The sequence below is a fragment of the Paenibacillus sp. LRG-1 genome, from assembly GCF_057220305.1.
The window spans coordinates 3955145-3980360 of record NZ_CM170126.1 but is presented as its reverse complement, the minus strand read 5'-3'; the positions used below and the strand labels follow the sequence as shown (position 1 = coordinate 3980360).

The following is a 25216-nucleotide window of genomic DNA, read 5'->3' as shown; positions in this document are numbered from 1 at the left end:
TTATGCGAACTGAGATTTATGAGCATTTTCACCCGGATGAACGGGATTATGTGGATCGCGCTTCCGAATGGATCAGTCATGCGGGAGCTTATCATGAGCAGAAGCTGACTGATTTTTTGGACCCGCGTCAACAGTACATATTGGAGACACTTGCTTCGAAGGAAGACAAGGTCACGATTAGGGTAGATGGCGGATATATGGCTTCAGAACGAAAGCGGGCGCTTATTGCGCCCGATTATTCGTATTTGGACGGTGAGGAGATGGGGATTCAGGTCCTTTCCATCACATCTGACGATCATAAAGTAGGTACTCTTGAACACGGTGATTATCTAGGTGCCCTACTGGGACTTGGAATCAAACGTGGGAAAATCGGGGACATTCATGTACTAGATGATGGGTGCCATGTATTGGTAGCTTCAGAGATTGTCGATTTTATGACGATGCATTTGCAGCAGGTACATCGTGTCCATGTATGGACAGAACTGTTGCCTGTAGCGAGTCTGCGAACGAAGGAAGTTGCATTAGAGGCGCTAGATCTGACTGTCGCTTCTTTACGACTGGACGGTATTGCCAGCGATGTGTACAAGCTAAGCCGCAGTAAAATATTAACACCGATTCGGGCGGGACGGTGCCGGGTAAATTGGAAGGTGGAGGAGAATCCATCCACTCCACTTAAAGCTGGGGACGTTATTTCCATGCAGGGTTTTGGGCGTTTCAAAGTGCTTGAAACAGACGGGATGACAAAAAAGGGAAGATTCCGTGTCAAAATTGGTAAGTTTGTATAGCTGTAGGCAGGAATCACGAGCTTTCTGTCGAAAGAATTAAGCTATAGCGAAGAACTGGAACGATTTTGCTCTGTACAGTATTCACAAAACGGGGTATGATGACCGATAGATGATAGTGAGCGTCGTGACGCGGAAAATGTATTTTTTGTCAATCTTATAGGAGGTGGACGGCATGCCATTAACGCCATTGGATATACATAACAAGGAATTTGCCCGCCGGCTTCGCGGTTATGATGAGGATCAGGTTAATGAATTTTTGGATCAGGTGATCAAAGATTACGAGGGCGTTATTCGTGAAAATAAAGAACTGAGCACCGAGTTGTTGAACGTACAGGAGAAGCTTGATCATTTCGCGACGATTGAGGATACCCTGAGTAAGACAATTATCGTGGCGCAGGAAGCGGCTGATGAAGTTCGTAACAACGCCAAGAAAGAATCCCAACTGATCGTGAAGGAAGCGGAAAAAAATGCGGACCGTATTGTGAACGAAGCATTATCTAAATCCCGCAAGATCGCGTTGGAGGTTGAAGAACTGAAGAAGCAGGCATCGATTTACCGAGCACGGTTTCGTACACTGGTGGAAGCACAGCTTGACTTGTTAAGCCAAGACGGCTGGGAAGCCCTTGAAAACCGGGAACGCGAAGTACTGGAGCGCGAGCGTGAGATGAAAGAAATTTACTAATTTCATTTCTGACAAGCTTTTATTAGGCTTTGTTAGGGTTGACTTTTATCTTTAAACAGGCTATAACTGTAAATACTATACTGAATTCAATGATTATCCGTCCGTCGGCTGATGGTTGTTATTCAAGGCAACGATGTTGCTGATTTAATATTCGATGAATTTAACATGTTTAATTCGTTGATGGGAATGAGTACGTCATGATTTGTCCCTCAGAGAGTTGGCCTTCCGGTGCAAGCCAACGTTCAGAACATGACCGAAGATCCTCCCGGAGAAGTGAGCTGAAGCGCTTAAGATTTATGGCGTGTGTAAGCAATCACCGTTTGCCATGCGTTATAATGGCGCCCTGCTGTAGTTGAGTGGGGCTCAGAGAGCCGTGATGAGACTGTATTTTAGAATGGTCTGTTTTTACGGAATCAGGGTGGTAACGCGAGCACAGTCTCGTCCCTTTACAGGGATGGGGCTTTTTTTGTTGCTTTTTTTAGGAAATGCTAGGGAAATCAATGATGAGCAGAGAGGGAGTATGAAGTATGAACAGAGTGGATGTTAAAGAAAAAGCACGGTCCCGTGACCTGCGCATCCTGAGCAAATGGAAAGAAGAGGACACATTCCGTAAATCCATCACAAATCGTGAAGGAAAGCCAAATTTTGTATTTTATGAGGGCCCACCAACAGCTAACGGTAAACCGCATATCGGTCACATGCTGGGCCGTGTAATTAAGGATTTTGTAGGCCGCTATCAGACAATGAAGGGGTACCGCGTCGTACGTAAGGCAGGCTGGGACACGCATGGCTTGCCGGTAGAATTGGGTGTACAAAAGCAACTGGGAATCTCCCACAAACCTGAAATTGAAGAATATGGCGTTGAAAAGTTTATTAAAAAATGTAAGGCAAGTGTGTTTGAGTATGAGCAACAATGGCGTGATCTAACCGAAGCGATCGGATACTGGACAGACCTCGATAACCCGTACATTACATTGGATAATAACTATATCGAGAGCGTATGGAACATTTTGGCGACAATTCATGAAAAAGATCTGCTGTATCGTGGTCATCGTGTGAGTCCGTATTGCCCGGATTGTCAGACGACGCTAAGTTCTCATGAAGTAGCGCAGGGCTACAAAGATGTGAAGGATCTGAGTGCCACTGCCAAATTCAAGTTGCATAGCAGTGGTGAATATGTACTGGCTTGGACCACAACACCTTGGACCTTGCCGAGTCACGTGGCGCTCGCCGTCAACCCTGAACTGGAATATGCACGTGTGAAGCAGGAAGACGGTGTATACATCGTTGCTAAAAATCTGGTTGAGGACGTAATTAAAGGCGATCATGAAGTGATTGGCACACTATCCGGTTCAGAACTGGTTGGCCAAACGTATACCCCGCCATTTACGTATTTTCAGGTTGAGAAGGGTAATCAGATTCTGGGTGCGAAGTTCGTAACAGACTCCAGCGGTACAGGTATCGTTCATATGGCTCCAGCGCATGGTGAGGATGATTACCGGGTATGTCGTGAAAATGGTGTTGAGTTCATCAACGTGGTGGATCTTCAAGGTAACTATGTAGAGGAAATCACTGATTTTGCAGGCCGTTTTGTAAAAGACTGTGATGTAGATATTGTTAAAATGCTGTCCGAAAAAGGCTTGCTGTACAGCAAGGAAAAATACGAGCATAGCTATCCGTTCTGCTGGCGCTGCGATACTCCATTATTGTACTATGCTATGGACAGCTGGTTTATCAAAACAACTGCGATCAAGGATCAACTGATTGCCAACAACAGCGAAGTCGAATGGTACCCGGGGCATATACGTGAAGGACGTTTTGGCAAGTTTTTGGAGGAACTGGTGGATTGGAACATCAGTCGCGATCGCTATTGGGGTACACCGCTAAACATCTGGGTTTGTGAAGAAACTGGAGAACAGTTCGCTCCACATAGTATTGCTGAATTGAGGGAACGTGCGATTGGCGTTGTACCAGCGGACATCGAGCTGCACAAACCATATGTAGATGATATTAAGGTTCGTAGCCAATGCGGTAAATACGAGATGACTCGTACACCGGAAGTAATCGACGTATGGTTCGATAGTGGCTCTATGCCGTTTGCACAGCATCATTATCCTTTTGAAAATAATGAAACCTTCGAGCAGCAATTTCCTGCAGATATGATCTGTGAAGGGATTGACCAGACTCGTGGCTGGTTCTATAGCTTGCTTGCGGTTTCGACTATGCTGACTGGCAAAGCTCCTTATAAAGCTGTAATGGCGACAGGCCATGTACTGGATGAGCAGGGGCAGAAAATGTCCAAATCCAAGGGTAATGTTATTGATCCGTGGGAAGTGATTGACGAGTACGGTACAGATGCTTTCCGCTGGGCACTGCTGTCCGATAGTGCACCATGGAATAGCAAACGTTTTTCCAAAGGCATTGTAGGCGAGGCTAAATCGAAGCTGGTCGATACGCTTGTCAATACACACGCTTTTCTGACCTTGTATGCGGATATCGACGGATTTGATCCGGCACAGCATCCGTTCAAACCATCGGCCCATAAGTTGGATCGTTGGATTTTGTCCCGTCTGAATAGCCTCATTTTGGTAGTGGACAAAGCGCTGGCTGTAAATGACTTCCTGAACTCATCTAAAGCAATTGAATCGTTTGTGGATGAGCTGAGCAACTGGTATATCCGTCGTTCACGCGACCGATTCTGGGGCAATGGTCTTACAGAAGATAAGCTGGATGCATACCGTACACTGACTGAGGTGCTGTTAACGACTGCCAAACTACTTGCGCCGTTTACACCACTGCTTGCAGAGGATATTTACCTCAATCTGAGCAACGGGGAAAGTGTTCATTTGGATGATTATCCGACTGCCAATGAGTCCTTGATCGATCTGGAACTGGAACGAGACATGGAAACGGCACGTCGTGTCGTCGAATTGGCGCGTAACGTCCGCAACGAAACGGGTTTGAAAACGCGTCAACCGTTGTCCGAGTTGATTCTGTCCATGGATCAGGATTTTGAACTGAGTGGCTATGAGGAAATCATCAAAGATGAAATTAACGTGAAGCATATTCATGTTGAGACGGACGATAGCGGCTTTGTAGATTTTACACTGAAACTGAATTTGAAAGTAGCAGGCAAGAAATACGGCAAAAATGTCGGTTTCCTACAAAACTTTTTCAAAGGAATGTCTGCTGAGGATACCCGTTCTGTTGTAGAAAAAGGAGTGTTAAACGTCGCTTCTCCAGAAGGTGAAGAGCTGCAAGTTACGGCCGAAGAACTGCTGGTGGAGAAAAAAGCGAAAGAAGGCTTCGCTTCTGCTTCCGGTTATGGCTTAACGGTAGCGTTGAACACAGACATTACGCCAGAGCTGGAGCAAGAGGGTTGGGTACGTGAAGTGGTTCGTGCGGTACAGGATTATCGTAAAAAACTGGATCTGCCGATTGAAAAGTATGTGGCGTTGACGTTGGATGTAGATAACGAGCTGCGTCAGGCCATCGAAAGCTTCGATTCTGTGTTGCGTGAGAACGTATTGGTTACTACTGTGACATTTGGTCAAGCCGAACCGGCAGAACATGTGGATGTGAACGGTAAAACCATCGGCGTTCATATTGGAGAATAATTACAAGCCCCCTGTCCCATAATACAATAACAGGCAGCATATAAAAACGAGCCTAAGCATCGGAAACGGTTTTTCTCCGTTACGTGCTTCGGCTCGTTTGCTGCGTTCAGGGCAGCCATGGGAAAAGGGGGATTGTGCATATGACGGCACGATCAAGGCGTAGACAGGGGAGAAGTCTCCGAGAGATGAACGGAGAAGGAGCAGCCGTAGCCGCAGATAAAAGCAAAACAGGTAATCAGGCAGAGCATTTAAGTCGTGTTGAAAAGCTGATACGTGCTGTGTCAGAGCAGATGGAACGGACACGTATTGCAGATTATGCTTTGCTGCTGAACAAGCCTTGGCGATTACTTTGGCTAAATCTAATATCAGGCGTTTCCAGGGGAATCGGCATCGCGCTAGGTTTTACTTTTTTTGCCGCTACCATTATTTATGTGCTGCAAGTGCTCGGAGCGTTGAATTTGCCGATTATCGGTGATTATATCGCTGATATTGTACGGATTGTACAACGACAATTGGAGCTTACTACCTATTAGGCAACGATCTCCACTTTGATGTTCACGATTCGTCTTCGTGCGTATCCGGCTCCAGTAGACCTTCGCCCTCGCCATCTTCGATATAACGCTGATAAATGGAACTACGAATAACGGAAACATTTTGTCCATAAATGTCAGTAGCAACAAAGCTTTCGTATGGTTCTACGAAGCCCATATTATCGTCGCCTGCTTCAATTTCCATATCATCATAACTGTGGATTTCTCCACTTTCGGCCATGGCTGGTGTGTTAGAGGTACCCCAATTTTCGACGATCTGCCAAGCATCTTCACCGTCGAAGCCGTTTTGATCATCCCGCTCATCCAGACTCGTTCTGCCGAACGAGGGAGCGAGAAATTCTTCCTCCACTGGGCGGCGGTTAGACACTTCTGTTTCGGGACTGTACTCTTTGCAGTAAATGGTATAGGGAACAGCCAGCAGGCGCTCATAGGGAATGGGTTTACCGCTGGTGGCACAAATGCCATACGTCCCCTTTTCCATGGCCATCAGAGCTGATTCGATGCGTTCTAATTGGAATTCGTCGTGTTCCAGTAAGGAAATATCCTTGGCTCGCTCGTAGGTTTCGGTAGCCAGGTCTCCTGGATGGTTATCAATAGGAGAAAGCTCGCCGGTTTGATCGCGTTGGGAATCGCCGAGTCCGTAATGGTCGTTGTCTTGCAAACGATGCTCAATTTCTTTTTTGCGTTCCAGCAGTTCGTTACGCAAGCCCTGCAATTGTTGCTCCGTCAATGGGGACATGAAATCCTCTCCTTGTTCTAGGTTTACATGCGCATGCGTTGTGTCGAGTATGCTTCTTGTAGTTTGCACCGGGAAGACCTCTTTTACATAGGAAATTCTAATCAAATGCGAAGGAGTTCATTTTATGGATGATCTGTGCTTGATAGCTTGCGGGTTTCGTGGACGATCTGAGAACGCTTATGCTACAATAAATGGGTTCAACAACGGATATAAGCGGATCGGAGTGACGAAGGACTGTGATTTATTTTGGTATTGCGCTAATTATTTTTTTGATTGATCAGGGAGTAAAATATTTGGTGGCTACGCGGATGGAATTGTACGAGCAAATACCAGTCATCGGCAATTTCTTTTTAATCACCTCCCATCGTAATCGTGGAGCAGCTTTTGGGATTTTGGAAGGTCAACGTTGGCTTTTTATCGTGATTACAATTGTAGTGGTGATCGGTATCGTCTGGTACCTGCGAAAAACAGTCAAGGCTGGACAAAAGCTACTTCCTGTTGCGCTAAGTTTGGTGCTGGGGGGAGCAGTCGGTAACTTTTTGGATCGAGCTATTTCAGGGGAAGTAGTTGATTTTGCACAATTTAATTTTGGAAGCTATACGTTCCCCATTTTTAATGTGGCAGATTCGGCGATTGTCATCGGTGTAGCACTGATTATTTTGGATACATTGCTGGAATCGCGTCGGGAAAAGGGAAGTGGCAATGATAGCATTGAAGGGAAGTCATAGCATGAGCGAAGTGAATGAAAACGGCGAAGCCGCAGGTCTGTCTTATGAGGACGAACTGGAGAGTGAGTCTCTGGAATGGACAGCGGATGCCGTGGATGCCAAAACACGTATAGACAAATATATCGCCGAAGAAATGAAGGAAGTGTCTCGTTCTCAGATACAGCTGTGGATCGGAAATGGTCGGGTGTTGGTGAACGGTACGGCGATCAAGGCGAACTACAAGCTGGCTGAAGGAGATCGTATTGTATTATCGGTACCGGAGCCAGAAAGTGTAGATATTGTACCGGAAAATATTCCGTTGGATGTCGTTTACGAGGATTCGGACGTTATTGTTATTAACAAGCAACGTGGTCTGGTCGTGCATCCTGCACCGGGACACTCTTCGGGAACATTGGTTAACGCACTGATGTACCACTGCCACGATCTTTCCGGCATCAACGGGGAATTACGTCCTGGTATTGTTCACCGTATTGATAAGGATACATCAGGACTGCTAATGGCGGCTAAAAATGATCAGGCTCACGCATCACTTGCAGCACAGCTTAAGGATCATAGTGTGACTCGAAAATATATAGCCTTAGTTCACGGTCATTTGAGCCACGATCAGGGAACGGTAGATGCTCCGATTGGCCGCGATTCGGGTGATCGCAAATTGTTCACAGTGACGGAACGTAACAGCAAGCATGCAGTCACCCATTTTCTCGTCATTGAACGTTTGGGGGATTATACCCTGCTTGAACTTCAATTGGAAACAGGACGCACACACCAAATTCGTGTTCACATGAAATTTATTGGACACCCATTGGTTGGCGACCCTATGTATGGACGTAGTAAAGGGGTTCGTATGGATGGTCAGGCGCTGCATGCGGCGGTACTGGGTTTTAAGCATCCATCCACTGGAGAGTACATGGAATTCAACAGACCGATCCCTCCTGATATGGAGGATGTGTTAGCATCCTTGCGTAGTCGCTAAAACAATGACAATTTGCATTCCTATTCACAAACCTGAATAAATTATTAAGTTAAACCGCCTAAATGGCGGTTTTTTTATTGTGGGATAAGGTATGGGTAAAAACAACTATGGATAATTATACAATGAAGTTGTATAATTATTAGAGTGCTTCCGGTGGTTCCGGTTGAACGGGTGTTGACACACGATTTTCAATCTGTCATACTTCTTGTAGTTGCGATGAACTTTGTCCAAGAGATGGCTAACCATCTCACACTATGAGAAGCAGGACAAAGGAAATCCTGAATAGCACCTTTAAATCAGTCCCGTGAGGCTGGCAAGGTAACGTGAATGGATCACTGATCAGTGCATCCGCTGCGGCGGTATGTCTTCAGTGTGTCCGAGAGATCGGAGAACAGTAGAAGACTGTTCACACGAGACTCCTTGCCAAACTTGGGCAAGGAGTCTTTTTTGTATCCGAACACGGGACCAGGTCTGAAGGGAACATCACCTGAGGAGGCTGGAAGCATGAGTCATGAAACACATGTACTGATGGATGAAATTGCGATTCGTCGGGCATTGACACGGATTGCACATGAAATTTTGGAGAAAAACAAAGGTATTGACGATTGTGTGCTAGTAGGTATTCGAACACGCGGAGTTCATTTGGCGCAACGTCTGGCTGAAAAAATTGCTGAGATTGAAGGCGCACCAATTCCATGGGGAGAGCTGGATGTTACAGCCTACCGGGATGACCGGAGCAGCGTAGCCGAAGCTAAAGGAAATGGAAAAGAGCTTTTGATGAATCCTGCTGACGTATCGGTTCATGATAAGAAAGTCATTCTCTTTGACGATGTGCTGTATACAGGCCGCACCATCCGCGCGGCGATGGATGCATTGATGCACTGCGGACGACCGCAAATGATTCAGCTGGCAGTGCTAGCGGATCGCGGACACCGTGAGCTTCCGATTCGTCCGGATTACATCGGCAAGAACATCCCGACCTCCAAATCTGAGGAAATCGTAGTAGCCCTTCAAGAGACGGACGGTAAGGACGAAGTGACAATCATTCAGAACCGGGGGGAACAGCTATGATCACAACAGCCAGTCAACTTAAAGAACGTAGCCTGCTCGGGTTAAAGGAACTTAGCCGAAATGAAATCGAGTCCATTCTGGATCGCGCTCATTATTGGGAGTCTCAACCAGAAAAACTGGTTCCAGTACTGCAATCACGCTTTGCGGCCAACATGTTTTTTGAAAACAGCACTCGCACCCGCTTTTCTTTTGAAATGGCAGAGAAGCGGCTGGGCGCTCAGGTTTTGAACTTTTCCGCTGCGGCTTCCAGTGTGGAAAAAGGGGAGTCCATTTACGATACAGTACGTACGCTCGAATCCATGGGCATTGATGCAGGAGTCATTCGGTTAAAGCCAGCCGGTGTGCTGCAAGAGCTCGCCGAGAAGGTCAGTGTCCCACTGGTTAATGCGGGGGACGGCAACAATGAGCATCCAACGCAGGCTCTGCTGGACCTGTACACCATGCGCAAAACTTTCGGTGAACTTAAAGGCTTGAGAGTATCCATCATAGGAGACATTCTGCACAGCCGTGTCGCTCGCTCGAATCTGTGGGCCTTGCAAAAATTCGGAGCCAAGGTTAGCTTCTGCGCTCCTGATAATATGCAAGCACCTGATCTTGCGGCGTACGCGCCTTATGTTCCGATGCAAGAGGCACTACAGGCGGACGTGGTCATGATGCTTCGGGTACAGCTGGAACGGCATGCTGAAGGGATGTTGCGCTCAGCGGATGAGTACCGAGAGCAGTACGGTTTGACAGAAAAAAGAGCAGCGAACCTGAAGCCCGGAACGATTATCATGCATCCAGCTCCAGTGAATCGGAATGTGGAAATTGATAGTGCAGTTGTGGAAAGCGAACAATCGCGAATTTTTCCGCAAATGGCAAACGGGGTTCCGATCCGCATGGCGGTTATGGAACGGGCAATGAAGCTGTAGAAGCTGTCAGTAGAATCGTAGGAAAAAGTTGCAGAAAACTGAGCGGAGGAATATTTCAGATGAAACAATTAATAATGAATGCAAGCGTATTGAACGAGCAGGGCGAGGCTGAATTGAAATCCATCCTAATCGCCGACGGAAAAATTTTGGCTATCGCAAATGCAGATGCTGGAGTCAGCCTACTTATAGAAGAAGGGGCATCTGAGCAGGAGCGCGAAGTTGAAAAAATCGACGCCCAGGGAAAACTGGTCATTCCCGGTTTAATCGACATGCATGTGCATCTGAGAGAACCTGGCTTTGAATATAAAGAAACGATTGAAACAGGCAGCCGTGCGGCGGTGAAAGGCGGATTTACGACGATTGCCTGCATGCCAAACACACGTCCAGTGACTGACAATGTGGACACAGTCCAGCTGGTATTGAAAAAGGGACAGGAAGCCGGGCTTGCCAAGGTTCTTCCTTACGCAGCCATTACGAAAAACGAACTGGGGCGTGAGCTGACAGATTTTGAAGCGCTCAAAGCAGCGGGTGCAATCGGCTTTACTGACGATGGTGTCGGGGTGCAAAGCGCGCAAATGATGAAGGACGCCATGGCGCGGGCCAAGGCACTGGATATGCCGGTTATTGCACACTGTGAAGATAACACGCTTGTTGAAGGAGCGGCAGTGACGGACGGCGAATTTGCCAAGCGCCACGGACTTAAAGGCATTCCGAACGAATCCGAAGCCATTCATGTCGGACGAGACATTTTGTTATCCGAGGCAACCGGGGCACACTATCATGTATGCCATGTCAGCACTGAGCAGTCAGTGCGGTTAATCCGCCACGCGAAATCTTTTGGCATCAAGGTAACGGCTGAGGTATGCCCACACCACTTGGTATTGTCAGATGAGGACATCCCTGGGCTGGATGCGAACTGGAAAATGAATCCTCCGCTCCGCTCCCCACGTGATGTGCAGGCATGCATCGAGGGACTGGAAGACGGTACGATTGACATCGTCGTAACCGACCATGCAGCGCACAGTGAGGAAGAGAAGGCAAGAGGTATGGAGCTGGCGCCATTTGGAATCGTTGGATTCGAGACGGCCTTCCCGCTGTTGTACACAAAATTCGTAGCTACCGGACAGTGGACGCTGGACTTTCTAGTGCGTCGTATGACTGCTGATCCAGCGCGTGTCTTCCGCCTTGATACGGGACGCCTGGAAGAAGGGGCTCCAGCTGACCTGACCATGATTGATCTGGAGCAGGAGCAGGCAGTTGATCCGCAAACGTTTGCCAGCAAAGGACGCAACACTCCTTTTACAGGCTGGAAGCTCAAAGGCTGGCCTGTGAAAACTTGGGTAGATGGCAAACTGGTATGGTCTGCTGACGAAGCAAAATAAATAGAAATCACTAAATAAATAGAACCTAATAGCAGGAAACAATATAGAGGAGTGAGACGGGATGCAGGCAAGATTGTTACTTCAGGACGGCACGCTGTTTACAGGCACATCATTTGGTGCGGAAGGTGATAAAACAGGCGAGGTCGTTTTCAACACAGGGATTACAGGCTATCAAGAGGTGCTGACTGATCCCTCTTACTGCGGACAAATCGTAACGATGACTTACCCGCTGATTGGCAATTACGGAATTACTCGGGATGACTTTGAATCGGTACGGCCTTATGTCCACGGCTTTGCTGTTCGACATTACGAGCCGGCGCCAAGCAACTGGCGTGCTCAATACAGCGTGGGCGATTTGCTGAAGGAATATGGCATCATTGGCATTAGCGACATCGACACCCGCATGCTTACCCGGATTATTCGCCATCACGGCACGATGAAGGGCATTTTGACGACTGGTTCCCAGCCGCTGGAAGAACTGAAAGAAATGATGTCTGACCTCACCATTGAAGAATTGCGTAATCAGGTTCCTATGACTTCCACACCTCATCCGTACAGCAGTCCTGGCAACGGAGAGCGGATCGTATTGATTGACTACGGTGCAAAAAGCGGCATTTTGCGCGAACTGAACAAACGGGACTGCGATGTAGTTGTCGTTCCACATGATACGACGGCTGAGGAAATTCGTCGCTTGGACCCGGACGGTATCCAGCTGTCTAACGGCCCTGGAGATCCAAAAGACGTACCCCATGCCGTTCGTACGGTAGCTGAACTGTTAGGGGAATATCCGATTTTCGGAATTTGCTTGGGACACCAGTTGTTCGCTTTAGCTTCGGGAGCGGATACGGAAAAGCTGAAATTCGGACATCGCGGTGGTAACCATCCGGTGAAAGAACTGGAGAGCGGACGCTGCTTTATCACATCGCAAAATCACGGCTACACGGTAAATGAGGATTCGATCCAAGGAACTGAGCTTGAAGTGACGCATATTAATAACAACGATAAAACGATTGAAGGTCTTAAACATACCAAGCATCCCGCGTTTTCGGTGCAATATCATCCAGAGGCTGCACCAGGACCTTACGACAATGGCTACCTGTTTGACCGTTTTCTGGACATGATCCGTGAGCACAAAAGAAATCATCCAAAGCAACCGCGTCAGGCTGCTATCGCCGCCGCAGTGAGAGGAGAGCGCTAATATGCCGAAAAATACAGAACTTAAAAAAATACTTGTGATCGGTTCCGGTCCGATCGTCATTGGTCAGGCAGCAGAATTTGATTACGCTGGTACACAAGCTTGTCAAGCGCTCAAAGAAGAAGGCGTCGAGGTAGTACTGATCAACAGTAATCCGGCAACCATCATGACAGACACCAACATGGCAGACAAAGTATACATCGAGCCGATCACACTTGATTTTGTAACACAGATTATCCGTCAAGAGCGTCCAGATGGTCTGCTTCCTACGCTGGGAGGACAGACAGGTCTGAATATGGCAGTGGAACTGGCTCGCGCCGGAGTGCTGGAGCGTGAAAACGTCAAGCTGCTGGGAACTCAACTGAATTCGATAGAACAAGCCGAAGATCGTGATCTGTTCCGTGATTTGATGCGCGAGTTGGAACAGCCTGTACCAGAGAGTGTAATTGTAACAACCTTAGAGGAATCGTTAGAATTTGCTAACGAAATCGGTTATCCAATTATCGTTCGCCCTGCTTATACGCTAGGGGGAACAGGCGGTGGTATCTGCTCTACAGAAGAAGAACTGCGTGAAACCGTCAGCTCTGGCTTGAGATACAGTCCAATCGGACAATGTTTGGTGGAAAAAAGTATCGCAGGTATGAAGGAAGTCGAGTATGAGGTCATGCGTGACGGCAATGATAACTGCATCGTTGTTTGTAATATGGAGAACTTTGATCCAGTCGGCGTGCATACTGGTGACAGTATCGTCGTAGCTCCGAGTCAGACGCTGTCAGATCGCGAATACCAGATGCTGCGCTCCGCTTCTCTGAAAATTATCCGCGCCCTCAATATCGAAGGCGGCTGCAATGTACAGTTTGCGCTTGATCCGCACAGCTATCAATACTATGTAATTGAAGTAAATCCGCGCGTAAGCCGCTCCTCGGCACTGGCTTCCAAGGCAACTGGATATCCGATTGCTAAAATGGCTGCCAAAATTGCACTGGGCTACACGTTGGATGAAATTGTGAATCCGGTAACGGGACAAACGTATGCTTGCTTTGAGCCAACACTGGATTACATCGTGAGCAAAATACCACGCTGGCCATTTGACAAATTCATTTCTGCCAACCGCAAGCTGGGCACGCAAATGAAAGCAACGGGTGAAGTCATGGCCATCGGACGCACATTCGAAGAGTCCATCCATAAAGCGGTACGGTCGTTGGAAATCGGTGTACACCGTCTGCATCTTAAGGGAGCCGAACAGCTGTCTGATGACGTGCTCAAGGATCGCCTGATTAAAGCAGATGATGAGCGTTTGTTCTTGGTAGCCGAGGCGTTCCGTCGCGGCTGGCAGCAGCAGGAGATTCAAGATTTGACGAAAATTGACTGGTGGTTCCTCGATAAGGTAGAGGGAATCGTCAAGTTCGAAGCCATCATCGCTGGAGAGTCTGAGCTGACCTACGAAACACTCTATCAGGCCAAACGTAAAGGTTTTACCGACCGCTCTATCGCCGAGATTCGCAGTATGGGCCAAAACGACAGTATGACAACCGAGCGTGAGGTACGTGAATTCCGTCTAGCTCAAAACCTGCGTCCGGTCTACAAAATGGTAGATACGTGCGCAGCCGAGTTTGAAGCCACAACTCCGTACTACTACTCCTCTTACGAGGTGGAAAATGAAGTTATTCCATCTAACAAAGAGAAAGTTATCGTACTCGGCTCCGGACCGATTCGGATCGGGCAAGGGATTGAATTTGATTACTCCACCGTACATGCGGTATGGGCTATTCAAAAAGCAGGCTACGAAGCAGTGATTATCAATAACAACCCGGAGACGGTATCTACGGACTTTAACACATCCGATCGCCTCTACTTTGAACCGCTCTTCTTCGAAGATGTAATGAATGTCATCGAGCAGGAAAAACCGATTGGGGTTATCGTCCAGTTCGGTGGTCAAACGGCCATTAATCTCGCAGCTCCGCTGAGTGCGGCAGGCGTGAATATTTTGGGTACGAGTCTGGAAAGTATCGATGAAGCGGAAGACCGGAAAAAGTTCGAGCAACTTTTGTCTCGTCTGGCTATCGCACAGCCTAAAGGCAACACGGTCACATCGGTAGATGAAGCAGTAGGAACCGCACAGGCGCTAGGCTATCCGGTCCTGGTACGTCCATCCTACGTTCTGGGTGGGCGCGCTATGGAAATCGTGTACTCAGATACGGAATTGCTGCGGTACATGGAAGAAGCGGTTAAAATCAATCCAGAGCATCCGGTGCTCATCGACCGTTATATGCTGGGTAAAGAAGTTGAGGTCGACGCCATCTGCGACGGCGAGACAGTATTGGTACCAGGCATTATGGAGCATGTAGAACGGGCCGGGGTTCACTCAGGTGACTCGATCGCGGTGTATCCACCACAGCACTTGTCTGCCGAGCTGAAACAAAAAATTGTGGAAATTACAATCAGTATCGCCAAAGAATTAAAAACGATCGGTCTGGTAAATATCCAGTTTGTCATTCATCAAGACCAGGTGTACGTGATCGAGGTTAATCCTCGCTCCTCCCGGACGGTTCCTTTCTTGAGTAAAGTAACGAATATCCCGATGGCGAATCTGGCTACACAGGCTATTTTGGGCGGTAAGCTTAAAGATGCAGGTTATTCAGAAGGCCTTTGGCCTGAAAGTAATTATGTCTCGGTTAAGGTTCCGGTATTCTCCTTTGCCAAACTGCGCCGTGTAGAGCCGACGCTGGGCCCAGAAATGAAATCGACAGGTGAAGTCATGGGACGCGATATTCAGTATGCCAAAGCACTGTACAAAGGACTTGTGGGGGCTGGCATGAAAATTCCATCCACTGGAGCAATCATCATTACAGTGGCAGATAAGGACAAAGAAGAAGCTGTCGAGTTGATGCAGGGCTTTTACAGACTGGGCTATAAAATTATTGCAACAGGTGGAACGGCGGCTGCTATGAAGCAGGCCAATATTCCGGTGAACACGATCAACAAGCTGAGCGAAGGTAACCCGAACATCCTGGATATGATCCGTACGGGTGAAGCCAACTTTGTCTTCAATACGCTGACCAAAGGCAAAACGCCAGAGCGTGATGGATTCCGTATCCGCCGTGAAGCGGTTGAGAATGGCATCGTCTGCATGACCTCACTGGATACAGTACGCGCTTTGCTAAGAATGCTGGAAACGATCAATTTCACATCCGAATCCATGCCGGTCCTAAGCAACTAATGCGTTACGAATAGATGTGAGGAAATAAGTAGCACAGGGAAGGACATTCATCAGCTTCGGCTGACGGATGTCCTTTATCACGGGCAAATGTACCCGAATTGACGTGAAAAGGGGATGTAGAACGGTGAATGGAGCATTTCAGCAGATGGCAGGACGGCTGATGGTTGCATTAGATTATCCCAATGCACAACAGGCTGAGCAGTTAATTCGGCAGCTAGAGGGGATTCCCTGTTATATAAAAGTAGGTATGCAACTGTTTTATAATGCAGGGCCAGCTTTTGTAGAACAGCTAAAGTCCAGAGGATACTCCGTATTTCTGGATTTGAAAATGCATGATATCCCTAACACGGTGCGGGGAGGGGCAGAGAGCATTACCCGCCTAGGTGTGGATATGTTCAACGTACATGCTGCTGGAGGCGTTAATATGATGTCAGCCGCTAAAGCTGGTGCAGAAGCAGCTATTTCCGCAGACAGTTCGCTTTCCATGCCGCTCATTATTGCAGTCACACAGCTGACCAGCACGGATCAGACGACCATGAATAAGGAGTTAGGTATTCCTGGTACGGTACAGGATGCAGTAGTTCGTTACGCACAACTGACCCGTGAGGCGGGACTGGATGGTGTGGTAGCTTCACCTTTGGAAGTGCCTGCCATTCGTGCTGTATGTGGATCAGACTTTAAGACGATAACTCCTGGCATACGCCCGGCAGGTAGTGCTGCAGGCGATCAGTCGCGTGTGCTTACACCTAGGCAAGCCATTGCCCAAGGCAGCAGCTACATTGTTGTTGGACGTCCTATCACCGCAGCAGCAGACCCACGTGCCGCAGCGGAACACATTATTGAGGAGATGATACAAGTATGACCACATTCAATAGTATCCCCGAGCAAATCGCATCCCATCTGTTACGTATTCAGGCGGTGGCATTGCGCCCGCAACAGCCTTTTACATGGACATCCGGCATTAAATCGCCAATCTACTGTGACAATCGTCTGACCATGTCCTACCCGGAGGTACGCGAGCTGATCGCAGACTCATTTGCTGCCCTCATTCGTGAGCAATATCCCGAAACCGAAGTCATTGCAGGGACAGCTACAGCAGGGATTCCTCATGCGGCCTGGGTGGCGCAAAAGCTAAATCTGCCAATGGCCTATGTGAGGGACAAAGCCAAAGGACATGGGAAAGAGAACCAAATTGAAGGCCGCATCGGCGCAGGACAAAAGGTTATGGTCATCGAGGATCTCATTTCTACAGGAGGCAGCTCCATTAAAGCAGCACAGGCCGTAGCACAAGCAGGCGCTCAGCCGTTAGCGGTACTAGCTATTTTCAGCTACCAGCTAGACAAAGCGACTCAAGCCTTTGAAGAAGCAGGTGTGGAGCTGCAAAGCTTGTCCAATTATACAGCCCTGATGAACGTTGCCTTGCGTGAAGGAACTATTCAGGAAGAAGAGATGGAACTGCTGCGTTCCTGGCGTCAGGATCCGACTTCCTTTGGCAAATAAGATGAGCTATAGGGGCCAACAGAGCTAATGATTAGAGCGATTCGTACTCGTGCTAACCATTGTAGATTGTTATGGCTCAGGCCGTGTAAATCGAATTCGATCCGGTTACACTAACTCCTACCATCATGTGAAAAGAGGGAGTTCGGATGTATTGGATTTACTATGGCAGACTGTACACGACTAAATTTCAGGCAGGATGTCTGGCAAAAAGGTTGGAGCACGACGGCTGGATGTATGGCTACAATGATCCCCGCGCAGTGGAGGTGTACCGCTCGCGCAAAGGTCGTTATGGTGTCCGATTTATTCCGTAAGTCCACGAGAAAAATTTTTAAAAAGAAAATTTTCGAAAGGCTATTGACGAAACACAAGAAAATGTTGTATATTAATTAACGTTGCTGTTATGAATATGTGACGTGAATATACATATTTTTTTGAGGGCCCTTAGCTCAGTTGGTTAGAGCGGTCGGCTCATAACCGATTGGTCGGGGGTTCGAGTCCCTCAGGGCCCATTTCCTAAAAAACCCTTGCGTAGCAAGGGTTTTTTATCGTTTATAGAGGGTGAGAAAATGGAGGAAGTAGCCCCTTTATGAGGGAGCGATTATAATCCTTCCCACGAGTACAGTCTCCGTCTCTTTCAAGACCTCTTGAAAGCCTAATTTTTCGTGGACAATCAACCCAAACTTTGAAGTCATATTTGTCTTCTAGTTCCTTTCGGATGGAATATACTCCTTCGATTATGACAATGCCGCCAGCAGGAACAGTATGCCATTCCGATAACTTATCAGTTTCCCAGTCATACCTTTGATAACGGACAGCTTTCAGAAATCATTTTGCGATCGTTATATCGTCTTTTCGATGCCTGATTTGACTATATTGTGTGGACGGAAGGGTCTACATTTCGGGTAGAATGACGGGGTAGGGACCAGAAGGTTATTATGCCTACAGGAGATGGGAAGCGCTACTTTAGAAAATATTAGGGACTAGTGAGTTTTACTTTTAGATCTAAAAGAGGACTCCACTGACTGAAAGCTGGTGTGAGTCCCAGTGTATTTCCTTAGATGACTTTAAACGTGAGCATTTTAATAGAGATGTTTAACTAAGGCAGCTGTCCTGCTCCGAGGTACTTATTCTTTGAAGTACTTCATGAATACGTCGCTATAGCTAAATTCCATCCTCCCTCAGGTCTGTACTTTTTCCAATATTGTTTAACGGTTCCCTTTATATCAACTTGTACACCCTGATCGCCCATAATAGAAAGTTTATTAAATAATGTACCGTTTTTATATTGATAAGCAAAAACTGTGTATTTGATGGTCCATATTCAAACGTTAATGCTATGTGCTTTTCTTTTTTGGATACTTGATAAATCTGAATAGTAGGCTGTTCAAAAAATTCATCACTAATTATATTTGTGTTAATTAATACAACAGCCCCTTTAGAATTAACAAGAAAAAAATCACCCGCTTCAGTAAGTAGGAAGTATTCTTTCGCAATTCACGTACAGTTGTCACACTTAAATGTAGAAGAGTGCTAAAGTAGGTAAAAGGATGGGAGTGGTATTTTGAAAATAGATCAAGTTTTTGAACATGACATAAGTCAAGAGTTAGCAGCCAGTATACAAGCATTATTAATCGACAGTTTTTCAGAAATCTACCCTACGGATAGAATTTATTTCAAGCAACTTCCACATTTTAGACTTCTAGCTTTTAACCATGATTATCAACTTATAGGGCATGTTGGATTAGATTATAGGATAATGAATCTAAACGGAGAAACCATAAGAGTACTGGGTTTAATTGATTTGTGTGTTTCAAAAAATGTTCGATCACAGGGAATAGCTTCAGCACTGCTTTTAGAAATTGAAAAGTTATCCGTTACACGAAATATTGATTTTATACTTTTATTTGCTGATAATATGAACTTGTATTTAAGAAATGGATATAAGCCTGTAAAGAACAAAATTAAATGGTTAAAAATTGATAATGAAAAAATTATTACAAATGGAATAGGCTTTGAGAAAATTGATGGAATAATGATTAAAGAAGTAGGAAAGATGGATTGGAGTGAGGGAGACTTAGATTTTTTTGGGTATCTTTATTGATCTCACGAAAGTTTAGAAAAGAGGAAGTTCGAGCATTTGGCACTCAATTTGAGGAGCATTTAAATAAAACTTCACAAGAGTCGGTTAATAGAGTTCAATGAAAACTAATAAAGGGTTCCGCTGATAAAAAAGCTAATATGAGTTCTTTTCGTCTCATAAAAATAGCACTGCCCGAATAAACGGACAGTGCTATTTATACTGCTTTTATCTTAGGATACCTTAACAGTGTATACCATTCTCAATTTACCGTTACCGCCGTAAATCTCAACTCTTGCAGTCGTTGCAGTACTAGTTGTTACCACCCCGGAAGCGGAGACGGTGACATTTCCGCTCGCCACTTTATAAGTATCCCCTGGGTAATTTGACAACGCATAGGAATAATTACGTGGCAACGTAGCCGTTCTGTAGTATACTCCGTTAACTTCTACGACAGGCGTAATTACCGGAGAAGGGCCTACAGATGCGGACGCGCTAGGGACGATAATACTCCCAATAAGTCCCAGAGACATAGCTGTTGATAATAATATTTTCTTAGTATTCATAAAGAATTCCTCCTGATGTATGATCTTAGCTCCTAAAATATACCATGTAAAGTTATGGATTTCACTTCATTCGACAAATGTTGTCAAAATAATACAACAAAACGATTCTAAAGTCCTATAAAATACAAAAGAATTAAAATATAACAATTTAAGTGTTTGCTTTTTAATTTACCATACTTTTGAACTATTCTTCATAGCTGTATAGTCTTTGATCACACGAAATAAAAAACGGACGTCAGAGTGATTAGCTCCAAGTCCGTTTTGTGTTTGTATCTATTTAGTTCTTGATATCAGTTGACAAGCTGGTGTGCAAGCCTCTCATCGCTGTCTAGATTCTTTTCTACCATACGCTGTTTTAATGCAGACAGTTCCGCACACTGTCGAATTGCTTCCGCTACAAGCTGGGCGACCTGCTTTGCTCCTTCGTCAGAAAAATGGGTATTATCCGTTACACCAGCGGGGTAATTAGGATGCGCTTTTTCAGGCAAATGCATAAATAGCTGCTGTGACTCTTTTTCACCCATTGAACGATATAGCTGCTGAGAAGCTTTAAAAATATCGAGCAGGGGTGTTTTGGTTTCCGCGGCTACTTGTCTCATGGCAGCAGGATAGGCTCCTACAGCCAGCGGATCAGGTTCACCGTCTGCGGTGAATCGGCGGCGGCTTACAGAGGTCAATAGCACTGGAATTCCACCACGCTCCCGAGCGGACTGAATGTATTGAATTAAGTTTTGACGATACTCTCCATCAGGATCGGTATAGCGAGTGGGGTCTTCTTTTTTCTCATCGTTGTGTCCAAATTGAATAAACAGATAATCTCCAGCTTGAATATCTTTTTCAATATCAGCTAACCGGCCTTCTGCTATAAAAGATTTGGTGCTTCGTCCATTGACGGCACGATTGTCCACATGAACAGACGGTGCCAAGTAGCTTTGCAAGTGTTCGCCCCAGCCTGTCATCGGTTTTTCGGTAGCCCCTTTTTGAGCTGCAGTGGAGTCCCCAGCGATAAACAGTCGAGTTGTCATCTGTTGCCTTGCCTGAGCATATCCATGTTTTTGAAGCCAAGTTTCCGCCAGATTAAGCCATTGATGGCATTCATGGTTGTCCTCTGACAGCCCCAAGCCGTGTCGCCCTTCCTCAAATACATGCAGTTCAAACGGAATACGTTCTCTGGATAATGAAAAAGCGAACAACAGACTATTTTCTACCGGTACAGCGCCATCATTGGCTGTAGTCCACATCAAAGTTGGAGGTGTCTGTGAAGTTACTTGCCGATCGGATGAAAAGGCTTGGAGCTGCTCCAGCGTCGGCTGTTCCCCTAAAAAATGTGTACGGCTTCCGATATGTGTATAAGGCTCATGAAATGAAATTACAGGGTATCCCAACAACAGAAGATCTGGTTTTACCATCCCTATAGTGGAGACAATGGAGGCCAAGTGACCGCCTGCTGAAAAACCGATGAGCCCCACTTGATCAGGGATGACTAGCCAATCATGCGGTGTTTGGCGAATCCATTGCAGAGCATGTTCTACATCCTTCAACAAGGAAATAATCTCGAAATCGCCGACTTGATACTCCAGCACACCCGCATGAATACCTAGATCATTCAACCACCGAGCTATAGGCTCTCCTTCATGTGAGGCCAAATGCTCGTATCCACCGCCAGGTAATACCAATATAAAAGGACGAGCTTCATGAGCTGCTACGGGATAGAGGGAGAGAAAGGAAGTGTCTGACGGAAATTCTTCTTTTATAATCGGTTCTTTAGGACTAATAACATGTAACATAAATAACTCCTCCAAATTTCTTTTTAACTGCCGCAAACCAAACAAAATCGACTTAAATTGGAATGATACGGATGTAAAAAATAATGCACACGTGAAAAAAATGATTTAAACCTTGTTATGAAAGCGCTATAATTTTGTTGTGATGCAAAGAGCCAGAGGGGGAGCGCAATGAAAAAAGGAAGAATGTTCTATACTATTTTTATTACGATTCTGGTTTTGGGAATAGGATTGGTGGCCAGTTTTGGCAGCTATATCTATTTTACAACAATTAGCTCCGTTGTGGAGAGAGTTTCCAATACCAAGCAAAGCTACATGGCACAGATCAGAAATAGTCTGGAGCAGAAAATTCAAACGATTGAATATGCTTTTAATACGTATAGCACGACCAGTTCCTTTAGTGATGTTGTGAAAAATCCCATTACAGAAAAAGATTTTATAGCGTATCGGAATGTGAATACTCAGCTCAATTATATTGCTACGATGGGATTAGAGGGAACGGAATATTCGCTAATCAGTCTAAATCAGAATTGGAGAATCTCCAATGGAAGCCTGTCCTATTTGACGAAAACGGAACGAGAAAAGCTGATTAGTACCTATATCGACCACCAAGAGAAGGGACTATTCTGGGTTAAAACAGATAAAGGAATTCGTTTTGTTAATACCTTGCCTGTATTCTCTAAGAAGAAGCAAGCCATTGCTTTGTCGGATATTTCGCTGCAAACGTTAAATCATACGATTCAAACCGAGGATCATATGGCTGTTTTTATTTTGAATAAACAAGGCGATTTAATGTATGAAACCCAGCCTGCTGAACAATTATTGTCCACCCAACAGCTTCAGCATATTTCAGAAGCTGCAGTGAAGCCGAACAACACAGGTATGTTAACTTTGGAGAAAACGGATCAGCAGCCTGCACGACAAGTCATTTATGCCAAATCTGCTTACAACAATTGGACTTACTTAACGGTATTAGATAAGAAAGAAATTGCGGATGCCTTTCAAACGACCAAATTTGGGATCATCATGATGGGACTTGTATTAACGCTCTTAATGGTGGTAGTGGCGTACTTCATTGCCATTTACTTTACAAAGCCATTTCAGCAAATAAAACGCAGTTTGCCTAAAAATCCTAATTTCGCTTTCAAAAATGAACCTTCTAAAAATGAAATTGAATGGATTATTAATTCAATCGATAACATTGTAACCGAGAAAGAAAGCTTGGAAAGTCTCATTCAGTCCGAAATGCCACAGTTGGAGACCCAATTGATTCTCAACCTGTTCCGCAAACGTATTTCTGCAGAGGAATTGGCACGAAAAATGCCACGCTTGGGTTATCCGCCGATCGAGAATCAAATGTATATTACCTTGTTAGTCCAACTGGATAATCTGGGAGATCGAGAGCCCTCGGATAAAGATGTTTTGCTGCTGGCTATTAATAAAATCGTAGAAGAAACGATTCCAGAGCAGCAGCGAATGCTTCCCATCATTTTGAACGATAACACTCAGGCCACCATATTAATTCTGACAGGTAAGAGCGAACAGGAAATGAGAAAGCAAGTCCTAGATGATGCGACCCTTTTGGTTCGAAACGTAAAAGAGTATTTGAATGTATCCATCAGCATCGGCATTAGTACTGCGTATGATAACTTATTAGAAAGTAAAGAAGCCTGTGAGATGAGCAAGCAAGCTTTGCATCACCGTTTAAATTTAGGCAAAGAATCAATTATTTTTTATGAAGATATTTCCATGGTCATTTCAGGTCCGGTGCTGCTTCATTATCCTACGGAATTGGAATCAAAACTGTTTGATGCCATCCGAATAGGGGACGAAGAGCAGGTATACCATACCGTGCACTCTTTATTGGAGGAAATGATGATAAAAAACAATCATTCCATGAACTTTGAAGTGCTGTTGGTACGGTTTGTGAATAACCTCATCCAATTGGAGCAGCTATTAGGGATTGAAGTGCTGCTGACGCAAGACAATCATGCCTTGTATCATCGTTTGCTGGACATCCGTAACCCGGAAGAGATAGAACGTATGCTGATAGAGCAAGTTATTTTCCCCATGGTAAAAAGCATGAAGGAGAAGACCAACCAGCAATTCCGCTGTCTCTCGGAAAAAATTGCGGCTATTATCCGTGCTGAATATGACCAGGAATTATCATTAGAACTCATTGGAGACCGACTTCATTACAATCCGAATTATTTAAGCAGTATTTTCAAAAAAGAATACGGAACGACGTTTAGTGAATATCTAATGGGCTACCGGTTACAAATGGGCAAGAAATGGCTTGTTGAGACCGATATGACGATTAAAGAAATCGCTGAGCGACTGCAATATCATAATTCGCAAAACTTTATCCGCTCTTTTCGGAAAAAGGAACAGGTTACACCGGGAGCTTACCGAAAGATGAAGCAAGCCAATTAGCCTTTAACCGCTCCTAATAAAGCTCCTTTGACAAAGTGCTTTTGCACAAATGGATACACGATTAACATCGGAACGGTCGCAATGACAATGACTGCCATCTTAATCGTCTGCGCAGGCGGGATGACATCTACAGCAGTTCCTTCTGCCTGCATACCACTGGAAACGATTACAATTTGACGTAGCAAGACTTGAATCGGCCATTTTGCAGAATCATTAATATAGAGAATGGCGTGCATATACGTATTCCAGTAGGCAACAGCGTAGAATAGAGAGATGGTTGCAATAGAAGGCAGGGCTAACGGCAACATAATTTTAAAGAAGATACCAAAATCGTTGCACCCGTCCATCTTGGCTGATTCCTCCAGATCATCTGGCAGCGCCTGAAAAAAGTTACGCATGATAATCAGGTTAAACGCATTAATGGCCACGGGAAGAATCAAGGACCAATACGAATTGATAAGCCCCATGCTTTTTACAACCAGGAATGTCGGAATCATCCCCCCACTAAACAACATAGAAAACACGACAATGAAGTTAATCGTATTGCGGCCAAGTAGATATCTTCGGGATAATCCATAAGCCATAAAAGCAGTAAATATCATACTTACAACTGTACCGACGACCGTTACTCCAACCGAAACCCCGAGACCTCTAAAAATGGTGGGAGTCGACAGAATATAGCGATAGGCATCCAAGGAAAAAGTAACTGGGAATAAAATGAACTTCTTGGCTATCACTTCTTCAGTTGAGGCAAAAGAGCTGGCGATGATATTCAAAAAAGGTAAGAGACAAGTGAGGGCAATGAGAATCAATAGTGTACTGTTTACAATGTTGAAAATACGGCTGCCCAGCGATTCTTTTTTTCGTAATTTTTGTTTTCGTAATGGTTGCGTCAATGTGGTTGACCTCCTCGTAATCGTTTACATGTCAACCTTATCAAGAGGAAAGAATTCCGTATATAATCAAATCTTGAGGTGTTCTCTAATCATGGAGAAAAGCGGA

The 25216-nt window shown here is 45.6% G+C and carries 20 protein-coding genes, 1 tRNA gene, 1 pseudogene and 1 other annotated feature; of the genes and pseudogenes, 17 read left to right on the top strand and 5 right to left on the bottom strand.

Annotated features, from left to right (window positions below):
- Positions 1-2: 2 nt before the first annotated feature.
- The 4 genes from ACUUJN_RS17520 (at position 3) to ACUUJN_RS17505 (ending at position 5617) form a co-directional block, all read left to right on the top strand.
- On the top strand, positions 3-785 hold the full coding sequence (locus ACUUJN_RS17520) for a YlmH family RNA-binding protein (RefSeq protein WP_075154451.1): 783 nt from the start codon (positions 3-5) through the stop codon (positions 783-785).
- A 172-nt stretch (positions 786-957) separates the two neighbouring features.
- Positions 958-1467 (top strand): DivIVA domain-containing protein, encoded by a 510-nt coding sequence (locus tag ACUUJN_RS17515; RefSeq protein WP_023989434.1) that lies wholly within the window; start codon positions 958-960, stop codon positions 1465-1467.
- Positions 1468-1635: 168 nt separating this feature from the next.
- Positions 1636-1916: a binding site (T-box leader), on the top strand.
- A 78-nt stretch (positions 1917-1994) separates the two neighbouring features.
- On the top strand, positions 1995-5084 hold the full coding sequence (gene ileS / locus ACUUJN_RS17510) for an isoleucine--tRNA ligase (protein WP_484668751.1): 3090 nt from the start codon (positions 1995-1997) through the stop codon (positions 5082-5084).
- A 140-nt stretch (positions 5085-5224) separates the two neighbouring features.
- The gene (locus tag ACUUJN_RS17505) at positions 5225-5617 is read left to right on the top strand and encodes a DUF5665 domain-containing protein (RefSeq protein WP_484668750.1); all 393 of its coding nucleotides are present in this window, start codon (positions 5225-5227) and stop codon (positions 5615-5617) included.
- A gap of 22 nt (positions 5618-5639) precedes the next feature.
- Here the strand turns inward: ACUUJN_RS17505 and ACUUJN_RS17500 are convergent, their stop codons facing one another.
- Entirely contained in the window at positions 5640-6374 is a 735-nt protein-coding gene (locus ACUUJN_RS17500; protein WP_484668749.1) for a TraR/DksA C4-type zinc finger protein, read from the bottom strand.
- A 236-nt stretch (positions 6375-6610) separates the two neighbouring features.
- Between ACUUJN_RS17500 and lspA the strand changes: the two genes are divergently transcribed.
- The 11 genes from lspA (at position 6611) to ACUUJN_RS17445 (ending at position 17863) form a co-directional block, all read left to right on the top strand.
- Positions 6611-7102, top strand: coding sequence for a signal peptidase II (lspA, locus tag ACUUJN_RS17495; RefSeq protein WP_264454768.1), 492 nt, complete (start codon positions 6611-6613; stop codon positions 7100-7102).
- 1 nt (position 7103) lies between these two features.
- A complete protein-coding gene (locus ACUUJN_RS17490) occupies positions 7104-8075 on the top strand; it encodes an RluA family pseudouridine synthase (RefSeq protein WP_484668748.1) in 972 nt (323 codons plus the stop codon).
- A 504-nt stretch (positions 8076-8579) separates the two neighbouring features.
- A complete protein-coding gene (pyrR, locus tag ACUUJN_RS17485) occupies positions 8580-9146 on the top strand; it encodes a bifunctional pyr operon transcriptional regulator/uracil phosphoribosyltransferase PyrR (protein WP_023989428.1) in 567 nt (188 codons plus the stop codon).
- Positions 9143-10057: an aspartate carbamoyltransferase catalytic subunit gene (locus ACUUJN_RS17480; RefSeq protein ID WP_023989427.1), complete on the top strand. Its 915-nt coding sequence runs from the start codon at positions 9143-9145 to the stop codon at positions 10055-10057. Before pyrR ends, ACUUJN_RS17480 begins: the two co-directional genes overlap by 4 nt.
- Before the next feature lie 59 nt (positions 10058-10116).
- A complete protein-coding gene (locus tag ACUUJN_RS17475; protein ID WP_028540490.1) occupies positions 10117-11439 on the top strand; it encodes a dihydroorotase in 1323 nt (440 codons plus the stop codon).
- 61 nt (positions 11440-11500) lie between these two features.
- Entirely contained in the window at positions 11501-12637 is a 1137-nt protein-coding gene (gene carA / locus ACUUJN_RS17470; protein ID WP_028540491.1) for a glutamine-hydrolyzing carbamoyl-phosphate synthase small subunit, read from the top strand.
- Position 12638: 1 nt separating this feature from the next.
- Entirely contained in the window at positions 12639-15854 is a 3216-nt protein-coding gene (gene carB, locus ACUUJN_RS17465) for a carbamoyl-phosphate synthase large subunit (protein WP_076158547.1), read from the top strand.
- Positions 15855-15921: 67 nt separating this feature from the next.
- Positions 15922-16716 carry an orotidine-5'-phosphate decarboxylase gene (pyrF, locus tag ACUUJN_RS17460; protein ID WP_484668747.1) on the top strand — a complete coding sequence of 265 codons (795 nt, stop codon included), beginning with the start codon at positions 15922-15924 and terminating at the stop codon, positions 16714-16716.
- Entirely contained in the window at positions 16713-17354 is a 642-nt protein-coding gene (gene pyrE, locus ACUUJN_RS17455; RefSeq protein WP_071558489.1) for an orotate phosphoribosyltransferase, read from the top strand. The genes pyrF and pyrE overlap by 4 nt, the downstream gene beginning before the upstream one ends.
- Positions 17355-17500: 146 nt before the next feature.
- Positions 17501-17665 (top strand): hypothetical protein, encoded by a 165-nt coding sequence (locus ACUUJN_RS17450; RefSeq protein ID WP_014282411.1) that lies wholly within the window; start codon positions 17501-17503, stop codon positions 17663-17665.
- Between the two features lie 124 nt (positions 17666-17789).
- Positions 17790-17863: transfer RNA gene (locus tag ACUUJN_RS17445), tRNA-Ile, on the top strand.
- 100 nt (positions 17864-17963) lie between these two features.
- Here ACUUJN_RS17445 and ACUUJN_RS17440 read toward each other — a convergent pair.
- Positions 17964-18164, bottom strand: a pseudogene (locus ACUUJN_RS17440) (uridine kinase); the annotation flags it as partial.
- Between the two features lie 751 nt (positions 18165-18915).
- Here ACUUJN_RS17440 and ACUUJN_RS17435 point away from each other — a divergent pair.
- The gene (locus ACUUJN_RS17435) at positions 18916-19455 is read left to right on the top strand and encodes a GNAT family N-acetyltransferase (RefSeq protein ID WP_484668746.1); all 540 of its coding nucleotides are present in this window, start codon (positions 18916-18918) and stop codon (positions 19453-19455) included.
- Positions 19456-19664: 209 nt separating this feature from the next.
- Here ACUUJN_RS17435 and ACUUJN_RS17430 read toward each other — a convergent pair whose 3' ends face one another.
- Both ACUUJN_RS17430 and ACUUJN_RS17425 read right to left on the bottom strand, forming a co-directional pair.
- On the bottom strand, positions 19665-19997 hold the full coding sequence (locus ACUUJN_RS17430; RefSeq protein WP_075154446.1) for a hypothetical protein: 333 nt from the start codon (positions 19995-19997) through the stop codon (positions 19665-19667).
- Between the two features lie 290 nt (positions 19998-20287).
- On the bottom strand, positions 20288-21784 hold the full coding sequence (locus ACUUJN_RS17425) for a GDSL-type esterase/lipase family protein (protein WP_484668745.1): 1497 nt from the start codon (positions 21782-21784) through the stop codon (positions 20288-20290).
- 168 nt (positions 21785-21952) lie between these two features.
- Between ACUUJN_RS17425 and ACUUJN_RS17420 the strand changes: the two genes are divergently transcribed.
- Positions 21953-24214: a helix-turn-helix domain-containing protein gene (locus ACUUJN_RS17420; protein WP_028540497.1), complete on the top strand. Its 2262-nt coding sequence runs from the start codon at positions 21953-21955 to the stop codon at positions 24212-24214.
- Here ACUUJN_RS17420 and ACUUJN_RS17415 read toward each other — a convergent pair.
- Positions 24211-25110: a carbohydrate ABC transporter permease gene (locus ACUUJN_RS17415; RefSeq protein ID WP_028540498.1), complete on the bottom strand. Its 900-nt coding sequence runs from the start codon at positions 25108-25110 to the stop codon at positions 24211-24213. The two genes, ACUUJN_RS17420 and ACUUJN_RS17415, sit on opposite strands and share 4 nt — an antisense overlap.
- Between the last annotated feature and the right edge of the window lie 106 nt (positions 25111-25216).